10 protein-coding genes are annotated in these 9,033 nt (G+C 70.3%); 5 read left to right on the top strand and 5 right to left on the bottom strand.

The genetic code is table 11. The annotated features are described in order from the left end of the window. Window positions 1-326 precede the first annotated feature (326 nt). Window positions 327-893, bottom strand: coding sequence for a TetR/AcrR family transcriptional regulator (locus ACFFNX_RS33965; RefSeq protein ID WP_378209967.1), 567 nt, complete (start codon window positions 891-893; stop codon window positions 327-329). 453 nt (window positions 894-1,346) lie between these two features. Next, the gene (locus ACFFNX_RS33970) at window positions 1,347-1,916 is read right to left on the bottom strand and encodes a TetR/AcrR family transcriptional regulator (RefSeq protein WP_378209968.1); all 570 of its coding nucleotides are present in this window, start codon (window positions 1,914-1,916) and stop codon (window positions 1,347-1,349) included. 91 nt (window positions 1,917-2,007) lie between these two features. Here ACFFNX_RS33970 and ACFFNX_RS33975 point away from each other — a divergent pair, with 91 nt between their 5' ends. Beyond that, window positions 2,008-2,931: an NADP-dependent oxidoreductase gene (locus ACFFNX_RS33975; protein ID WP_378209969.1), complete on the top strand. Its 924-nt coding sequence runs from the start codon at window positions 2,008-2,010 to the stop codon at window positions 2,929-2,931. Here the strand turns inward: ACFFNX_RS33975 and ACFFNX_RS33980 are convergent. From ACFFNX_RS33980 to ACFFNX_RS33990, 3 genes are read right to left on the bottom strand one after another with little or no spacing between them, the layout of a single operon-like run. Then, window positions 2,928-3,317: a YchJ family protein gene (locus ACFFNX_RS33980; protein ID WP_378209970.1), complete on the bottom strand. Its 390-nt coding sequence runs from the start codon at window positions 3,315-3,317 to the stop codon at window positions 2,928-2,930. The two genes, ACFFNX_RS33975 and ACFFNX_RS33980, sit on opposite strands and share 4 nt — an antisense overlap. A gap of 4 nt (window positions 3,318-3,321) precedes the next feature. After that, on the bottom strand, window positions 3,322-4,515 hold the full coding sequence (locus ACFFNX_RS33985) for a sensor histidine kinase (RefSeq protein ID WP_378209971.1): 1,194 nt from the start codon (window positions 4,513-4,515) through the stop codon (window positions 3,322-3,324). Between the two features lie 5 nt (window positions 4,516-4,520). Continuing rightward, window positions 4,521-5,168: a response regulator transcription factor gene (locus ACFFNX_RS33990; RefSeq protein ID WP_378209972.1), complete on the bottom strand. Its 648-nt coding sequence runs from the start codon at window positions 5,166-5,168 to the stop codon at window positions 4,521-4,523. A gap of 156 nt (window positions 5,169-5,324) precedes the next feature. Between ACFFNX_RS33990 and ACFFNX_RS33995 the strand changes: the two genes are divergently transcribed. The 4 genes from ACFFNX_RS33995 (at window position 5,325) to ACFFNX_RS34010 (ending at window position 8,067) form a co-directional block, all read left to right on the top strand. Continuing rightward, window positions 5,325-5,858, top strand: coding sequence for a hypothetical protein (locus ACFFNX_RS33995; protein ID WP_378209973.1), 534 nt, complete (start codon window positions 5,325-5,327; stop codon window positions 5,856-5,858). A gap of 2 nt (window positions 5,859-5,860) precedes the next feature. After that, window positions 5,861-6,004 (top strand): hypothetical protein, encoded by a 144-nt coding sequence (locus tag ACFFNX_RS34000; protein ID WP_378209974.1) that lies wholly within the window; start codon window positions 5,861-5,863, stop codon window positions 6,002-6,004. A gap of 164 nt (window positions 6,005-6,168) precedes the next feature. Next, on the top strand, window positions 6,169-6,363 hold the full coding sequence (locus ACFFNX_RS34005) for a hypothetical protein (protein WP_378209975.1): 195 nt from the start codon (window positions 6,169-6,171) through the stop codon (window positions 6,361-6,363). Between the two features lie 135 nt (window positions 6,364-6,498). After that, entirely contained in the window at window positions 6,499-8,067 is a 1,569-nt protein-coding gene (locus ACFFNX_RS34010; protein ID WP_378209976.1) for a DUF4214 domain-containing protein, read from the top strand. The last annotated feature ends 966 nt before the right edge of the window (window positions 8,068-9,033 follow it).

The raw sequence follows: 9,033 nt of genomic DNA on the forward strand, positions 1-9,033 counted from the left end.
AGACACTCCCCGCCCTCCCAGACACTCCCCGCCCTCCCAGGGGGCGCCGACCCCACTTCCATTGTCAAGCCACCCCTCACACCAAAGAAAGACCACACGCACGGCTGTGGAAAACCCGCGACCCAACTACCTCGAGACAGACCCTAGGCGTCGGTCCTGCCTGTCACAGGCCCGGATACCCGGCTCGCAAGCCTTCTGCGCCGAGCGTTTCGGCGCCCCGCGTCGGCGGACTCGGCCGATCCGCTGCTGGAACCGGGAACGCCGTATTCGACGCTCTGACTCGGTGGTCTCCTTCCGGTCCGCTCGGCTTCTTCCGCCTCGTCGTACTAGACGGAGTGGTCTGGGGCGCGGAGCCCCGCGAGCAGGATGTCTGCGGCGAGCCGCCAGTCCGTTCCGGCGGTGATGGCGGCCCCCAGGCCGACCATCATGCCGTTGTAGGTCTCGGCGGTGACCTCGGGACGCAGCACGCCCGCGTCGTGCGCGCGGCGGATGAGCACGCCGAGCCGGTCGCGGAACTCGGCCTCGGCCTCGGGAGTGGTCTCTTTGACCGGGAGGTCGGGGAAGACCACCCGCAGGCCCGCGTCGCGGCTCATGGCCTCGGCGCCGCGGTGGACGTACTCCGTGATGGCCGCCCAGGGATCGGCCGTGGCCAGGGCGTCGTCGAGGTTGGCGGTCCGCTCGGCCGTCCATTCGGCGCGCATGGCGCCGATGAGCGCTCTCCTGGTGGGGAAGTTGCGGTAGAGCGTGCCCACGCCCACTCCCGCACGCCTGGCGATCGGCTCCATCTGCGCGGCGGCGCCCTCTTCGGCGAACACCTCGCGAGCGGCCTTGAGGATCCGCTCACGGTTACGCCGGGCGTCGGCGCGCATCGGGCGCTCTTCTTCGACCTCCACGCGGCCCGAGTGTAGTGCCTTCGGAACCGGAGATCCGGGTCCGGTTGACCCGGTGAAGCGGCGGTGCCGGATTCGGAGGATCCCGGTCAGCTCCTCACTCCGGGAGGATCAGGATGGATTCGTCGACAGAGCGCGCGGAACGCGAGGTACGGCGCGCCGTGGCCCGGTTGAGGTCGGCCGCCGACCGCCTCGACCTGGCGGAGTTCGTGGCCATGTTCCATGCCGCCGCCGACGTCCACAACCCGATCGACATGGTGTCGCATGGACGCGACGAGATTCACGCCCCCGCCCGGGTTCCCGAGGCCTTGGGCGTGTTTCGAAGTGCCGCCCTCCCGGACACTCCCCGCCCTCCCAGGGGGCGCCGACCCCACTTCCATTGTCAAGCCACCCCACACGCCAAAGGAAGGCCGCACGCACGGCTGTGGAAAACACGCAACCACCTTGAGACAGGCCCTAGTCGGGGACGCCGTCGGCGGCGACGGCGAGTAGGTCGGCCGCGCCGGCCGACAACTCCTGGGCGAAATCGGCTTGCTCGTCGGCCATGCAGCGTTCGGTGGTCAGGCGGAGGACGGCCATGCCGACATCGGTGGCCAGTCGCGCCGTCTGCTGGTCGTACCCGCGGTTCAGCAGGGCGGCGGTGAGGGCCTCGGACATCGACGCCAGCTTGATCAGTTCGCGTTCTCGCAGCGGCGGGTTGGCCGCGATGACCGCCGACCGCTTCTGGAGGAACTCGCGGGGGCGGAACACCTCCGGTGCGGTGGCGAACGCGGCCAGGAGCGTCGGCAGCGCACCGGTGCCCGCGGGAGTGGCGTCGATCGCGGCGACGAGATGCTCCTCGAGCTCCTCGCCGCCGCCGAACAGCACCTCGCGCTTGTCGGCGAACCATCGGTAGAACGACCGCTCGGTGAGGTTCGCGCGTTTTGCGATCTGCGCGACCGTCGTGCGGTCGTAGCCCTGTTCGTCGAACAGCTCCAGCGCCGCTCGTTCGAGTCGGCCGCGAGCGTTGCCCTCCCACCGTGCCATGCGCCGAGTATAGCGACAGCAGATGCTGTCATCACTCTGCTAGCGTGAGTGATGACAGCATCTGCTGTCGTTCGCTCCAGGAGGAGACTTCATGCGCACCCTTCGCTTCCACGAGTACGGAGCACCGCTCGACGTCCTGCGACTCGAGGACGCCGAACCACCCACCCCCGGCCCGGGCCGGATTCGCGTCACGGTCCAGGCGTGCGGGCTGAACCCGGCGGACTGGGCGCTGTGCGGCGGACTCTTCGCCGGCGACCTGCCTCGCGGCGTCGGGCTCGAGGTGTCCGGCACGGTCGACGCGATCGGTGCCGGGGTGACCGGCGTCGAGATCGGTGATCCGGTGCTCGGGCCGGCGGTCTTCACCGGACCGACCGCCGGCGCGTCCGAGCAGGCCCTCCTCGACCTGTGGTTCCCGCGCCCGCCGGGGCTCGACCCGGTCGACGCCGCCGCGCTGCCGATGGCGGTCGAGACGGCCTACCGAGGTCTGGACGCGCTCGGCGTACGCGACGGCACGACCGTGCTCGTGCACGGCGCCGGGACCACCGTCGGGTACGCGGCGGTGCGGATCGCGCTCCTGCACGGAGCCCGGGTCATCGCCACCGCCGGCGAGACGTACGCCGACGCCCTGCGCGCGGCCGGCGCCGAAGTCACCGGTTACGGCGACGGCATGGCCGGGCGAGTGACGGCACTCGCGGGCGGACCGGTCGACCTCGCCCTCGACGCGGCACCGGTCAGCGACGCGTTGCCGGGCCTCATGCGCACCGTCAAGGGGCCGGAACATGTGCTGACACTCAGCGACTTCGCCGCGGCCAGGGAACTGGGCGTGCGGTTCAGCGGCCCCGGTGGCGAGGGCACCATACGCTACGACGTGCTCGGCGAGTACGCGCGGCTGGCGGCCGAGGGCCGCTTCTCGGTGCCGGTGGCCCGCACGTTCCCGCTGGAGGACTGGCGTACGGCCGCGGAGCTGAGCCAGACGGGTCACCCGCACGGCAAGCTCGTCCTGCGGATCTCCTAGGGGAGGGCGGTGACGTACAGCCAGGCGCCGTCGTGGAGGGCGAAGCGGCTGTTCTCCTCCAGGCGGCCGGGGCGTTTCCGCCGGACGTAGTGGGCGCGGAAGTGCACGGTCCCCTCGGTGTCGAGAAGACCGCCGCCGGTGGTTCGCAGGATCTCCAGCCGTTGCCACCGCAGGGCCGGGTCGAAGTCGATCCGCGGCGGCCGCGTCGACGGGTGCCAGGTCGTCAGGAGATAGGCCTCGTCCTCGACGCCGAAGGCGCTGAACCGCGAGCGCATGAGGCGTTCGGCGGTCGGCGCCGTCGCGTCTCCGCGATGGAACCGTCCGCAGCAGTCGTCGTAGGGCGCGGGCAGCCCGCACACGCAGTTCGAAGAATCCGATCCGGCCACGCGCTCATTGTGCCGTGACGGGCTCCGCGAACTCCCGGACGGGGAAGGCGACCTCCACGACGAGGCCGCCTTCCGGGCGGGAGCGGGCCGTGACGGTGGCGTCGTGGGCGGTCGCGATGGCGCGGACGATCGACAGGCCGAGGCCGTGGTGACCGTCGTTTCGCGCGGTGCGGTCGCCGAGGCGCTGGAACGGCTCGAAGAGCCGGTCGACCTGCCCGGCCGGGATGACCGGCCCGGTGTTGGCCACGGAGACGACGGCGCGCCCCGCGAGGGTCGCCGTGGTGACCTCCACCCAGCCGTCCGCGTGGTTGTAGTGCGTGGCGTTGTCGACCAGGTTGGTCACCAGGCGTTCGACAAGGGTCTGGTCGCCCGAGGCGGGGGCCGGCGCGGTGTCGGCCCGGACGCGCAGCCGGGCGGCCTCCGGGCGCGGGGCGAGCAGTACGTGGTCGGCGACCACCGCCAGGTCCAGGGGGCGGCGCCGGCCGAGGCCGCGTTCACTGCGGGTGAGGGTGAGAAGCGACTCGAGCAGGCGTTCCTGCTGCTCGCTGTTGAGCAGCAGCCGTTCGAAGGTCGCCTGGAACGACGAGAGCGTGGCCGCGCGGTCGGTGAGGGTCTCCTCGAGCAGCGCGTGCTGGAGCGTCAGCGGTGTGCGCAGCTCGTGGGCGGCGTTGGCGACGAACCGCTTGTGCGCGTCGAGAGCGGTCTCCAGCCGGCCGAGAAGACCGTCCACGGTGTCGGCCAGGTCCTTCAGCTCGTCGCGGGGGCCGCCGGCGGCCAGCCGCTCGTGGACGTTGCGCGCCGAGATCTGCCGGATGGCGGTGGTCATGGTCTGCAGCGGGCGCAGGACCCGCCCGGCGACCAGCCAGCCGAGGGCGATGGAGATCACCAAAGTGATCGCCAGCGCGATCCCGGACTGGACCAGCAACTCGTGCAGTTCGGCGGCGTGCTGGCGGGTCGCCTGCGTACGGGCCGCCGCCATGCCGTCGGGCAGCGGAGCCAGGAGCGGGTCGGGATCGGAGACCGGCGGGCCCGCCCGGTGACTGATCAGGACGAGCCGGCCCGTCGAGTGGCTGACGAGCAGGTAGGTGACCGTGAGCAGCACCACGCCGGAGACCGCGAACAGGGCCCCGTACAGCAGAGTGAGGCGCAGCCGGACCGTACGGGGCGGCAGCCGCCGCATGAGGAGCAGAGGGCGCATGGGCGTCAGATCCGGTATCCGGCTTGGGGAACGGTCTCGATCACGGGCGGGGTGCCGAGCTTCGCCCGCAGGCGGTTGATCGTCGCCTTGACGGTCGTGGTGAACGGGTCGGCCGCCTCGTCCCACACCCGTTCGAGCAGTTCTTCGGCGGAGACGGCGCGGCCCTCGGCGGTGAGCAGGTACTCCAGCACGGCGAGCTCCTTCGGGCTGAGCGGCAGGCGCATCCCCGCGCGGGTGGCGACGCGCTGTGCCGGGTCCAGCCGCAGGTCGCCGCGCGTCAGGATGGGAGGCGACGCGGTCCGTGAGCGCCGGGCGACCGCGCGGATCCGCGCGATCAGCTCGGCGTAGGCGAACGGCTTGGGCAGGTAGTCGTCCGCCCCCATGCCGAGGCCGTCGACGCGATCCTCGAGCGTGCCGGACGCCGTCAGCATCAGCACGCGGGTGGCCTGGGCCACCAGGGCGCGGCAGACGTCGTCGCCGTGGACGCCGGGCAGGTCCCGGTCGAGCACGACGACGTCGTAGCCGGTCACCGCCGTACGCTCCAGCGCGTCCCCGCCGTCGTGGGACAGGTCGACGGCCATCCCCTCACGCCGCAGGACCCTCGCCACCGACTCGGCGAGTTCGACGTGGTCCTCGACCACCAGCACCCTCATCGCCCGGATCCCGTGGGGTGGGCGAACGACCGATCCATGGTGTCGAGGATGCCCGATACCCGGTCACAGCCGGGTCACAGGTCCGCGCACCGCCGTGTGACCGCCTCGTCCGTACAACGGTCTCTGACGCACCACACCGATGCGAAGGAACGGGACATGAACGGACGAATGAGGAGCGCGGCCCTGCTGGCCGTGGCGGCGGCGGCCTTCGGGACCGCGGGCTGCGGAGGGTCGGGTGGCTCGTCGAGCGCGTCGAGCTCCGCCGCCGCCGGCGGCAAGGCGACCACCTCCACGAAGGCGGTGCAGTACGCCCAGTGCATGCGCAGCCACGGGGTGCCGAGCTTTCCCGACCCGGTCAACGGGCGGTCCACGGTCATCATGAAGAAGGGCACCGACATGGACCCCGACAGCCCGAAGTTCAAGGCGGCGCAGCAGGCGTGCAAGGCGTACGCGCCGAGCGGGCAGGCGGGACCGGCGCAGGACCCGAAGCAGCAGGCGCAGCTGCTGAAGTACGTCGCCTGCATGCGCCAGAACGGGGTGCCGGACTTCCCCGATCCGCAGGGCGGAGGCATCATCGTCCGCGGCGGCCCGGGGTCGGGCGTCGACCCCAACTCGCCGCAGTTCAAGGCCGCGACGCAGAAGTGCCAGAAGCTGCTGCCCGCCGGCGCTCCCGGGGGCGGTGGCCAGTGACCATGAGCGTCTCCGAACCGGACGCCGAGGCGCCCGCCGCGCCCGGCCCGCCCGGCCCGCCCGGCCTGCTCGCGCCGCGCGGCCGAGCGTGCCGCCGGAGTCCTGAGTCGTCACCGCGGGGCGCCGACATCGAGTGGAGCGGCTGAGCCCCGTCGAGCGCGATCGACCGTACGACCTGGGCGTGCCGAGCCGACCCATCCCTGAGGACGGACAGTGGCCGTCCTTGCGGCTAGTCTCGATATAAGCCGCGTTCACCAGAAATCCGGTTCGGGCCGCTTTCTGTGATGGTCCGTCGAGAAAGGCCGGTGGCATGAGGCGCAGGACGCTCATCTTCGTCGTGGGCGGGGTCGTGGCCGTCGGGCTGGCGGCAGGGCTCGCCGCCGCGTTCGGTTCGAGCGCGGACAAACGGCCCGAAGACGCCGTCAGCACCCACTCGACGCAGAATCCGCACGACGTCGCCACGTACTGGACCGACGAACGCATGCGGAACGCCAAACCCGGCTGACCTCACCCCTTGGCGATTACCGAAATTGCCTCGCAGAAGTGACGGTCACGCGATCGTTGAAATGTTTTTCGCGGGCCGGGCCCACTGGTTAGTCTCCTGACCGTTTCGACGGATTCTGGCGATGGGGGAACCAAGGTGGCGCTTCGACGGTGGGCCGTGGCGGCGGCCGCGCTGAGCACGACGGTGTTCATACCGGTGACGGCGGCGCACGCCGACACGGGTTACGTTCCGGGTCAGTTCATCGCGAAGCAGTACACCGAGGCGCTGGGCCGCCTCCCCGACCAGGTGGGCTGGCAGGGCGACGTCGCCTACTTCGAGTCCGACGGCTGCAACGCCACCACGCTCGCCAACGTCGGCCGGTCCATCTACACCTCCTCGGAGTTCACCGGGCTCGGCTACGACGACGCCGCCAAGGTGCTCGCCCTCTACCGCGGATCGGTCAACCGCGAGCCCGACAAGGCCGGCTTCGACAACTGGACCGGGCAGCTCAACGGCGGCATGGCCTGGTCCACCGTCGTGGACAAGTTCTTCACCGGCGGGGAGTTCGCCGCGCTCGTCCCCAAGATCTGTACGGGCGTCAAGGACGGCAGCGGCTCGTCGTACCAGTTCGGCACCATCCCGGCGCCGACCCTGCCGACCGGCGGCAGCGGGTTCACCGGGTCCGGTGACGAGCTGCAGAAGACGCTCGACGCCACCCCGAAGGGCGGCACGGTCTACCTCGCGCCGAAGGCCGTCGTACGGCTCGGCGCCAAGCTGCGGATCCCCGCCGGAGTGACCCTGGCGACCACCGGCCGCCCCGACCCGCGCCACTACGCGTCGATGGGCCGACTCGTACGCGACAGTGCGTTCAACGACCGGCTCGTCGAACTCGGCGACGGCGCCCACCTGGAGAACGTCTGGGTCGACGGCGCGCGGGACACCCCGGAGAACTCCGACGCGAGCCGCGACAACGTCGTGCTCGACGGCGGCACCGGCACCTCGGTCACGAACAGCAAGATCTCCAACTCCGCCGGCCCGCAGGCCGTGTACGCGCTGGGCGCCTTCGACGGGTACGCCTGCGCCGGCGTCAAGATCGGCGGAAACGTGATCACGGCCTACTCCAGCGACCACGTCAAGACCGACACCTGGAGCGACGGTGTGGCGGTGACCTGCCAGGACGCCACCGTCAGCGGCAACCAGATCGTGGACGCCTCCGACGTCCCGATCGTGCTCTACCGCTCGCAGCCGGTGACGGGCAACACGGTCGCCCAGCGGTCGAAGGTCACGGGCAACACGGTGCTGAACGCGGGCAACTCCGCGTACGGCGGCCTCGGCCTTGATCCGCTGCCCTCCGACACCCCGGCGACCGTCGGCTTCACCGGCGCGACCATCAGCGGCAACACGATGTGGACCAGCCCGAACACCCATTACGTCATCGGGCTGGTCGACGGGACACGCTCGTGGTTCGGACCCAAGTCCAACACCGGCAGCGGCGGCGAGATCTCCGGAAACACCACCGGCTCGCAGACCGTCCGGGTCGTCACCGGCATCGGGGCGACCGGCATGCTGAACACCACGATCAAGGGCAACACCATGAAGTGGAGCCATGTGAGCGGCGTCAGCAAGTGTCCGAACGTCGACTTCGCCGCGTCGATCTCGGCCGGTACGGCCTCGGGTACATTCTCCCCCACTCCGGTCGACGTTGCCTTCGACAGCTGCGTTTAGGGCATTGGAGCGGCGGGACGTAGCTTATCGTTGTCGCGTTCTATTCCGGCAGAAACGGGGTGGTCTGCATCGGCAACAAGGAATGAGATCTTCGGCTCGGCGTAATCGCGAAATTCCCCGTAGGGAAAGTGCACGGTCTCCCCGACAACCTGGTCTCCTACGGCCTGCCGTATTTCGTTCAATCAGACGTCCGTCCGGGGCGGAATTCGGCTCGATCGGGGGACCGGTTCCCGTCGTACGGGCAGGCGTGACCGCCCGCAGTCGTGGCATCAGCATCGGGGCAAGGGCGACAGCGGTCATCCGCGATCACGCAGCCGGGGAGATCGCAGTCCGTGCTTGGGGATGAGCTCCGCCAGGGCGTGCCCGAGGCCGGTGCCGGCTGCGCGCGGTGGGTGTTCGGCGCCACGGATCTTCAGAGCCGGGTGCGCCGTCGCGGCAGGTCGACGGTGGTACCGGCAGCCGGCGGGGCCGATGCGACATCTGGGAATGCAGTGGCGTCCGTCCTCGATTTGACCAAGGTCTGGGACGAACGTAATGTTCTCTTCGCCCCAAGGGGAACGGGACGCCGAAAGGCCCCCGGACCTGGCGGGGAACCGACACCGAATCGGCGAGTCCGGGCGCAAGCACCGGAGCGAGCGGGTAAGGTGTGGGTCTCCCCGATGAACGGGATGCAGGACGCCTGGAAGGGTGGCCGGCCCGGATGGGGTTCCTTCGATGGTTGATCGTCTTGGTGGGTGTTTCCTGCTGGGGTGGTTGTGTCGTGGGTCATCTTCTGTGTCTGTGGGTTGGTTGATCTTTTGGGATCTTGGTCCTGGGGGTTGACAAACCGGCGGTGGGTGGTAAGTTAGAAGGGTTGCCCCGGAGGGGGTCCGGAAGGGCCGCTGATGGTGGTGTCCGTTTCTTGAGAACTCAACAGTGTGTTAAAAGCCAGTGCCTTTTGGTCCTCGGCTGGGCTGGTTGGTCTGC

Origin of the sequence: Actinoallomurus acaciae (assembly GCF_042429965.1) — a bacterium.
GTDB lineage: Bacteria > Actinomycetota > Actinomycetes > Streptosporangiales > Streptosporangiaceae > Actinoallomurus > Actinoallomurus acaciae.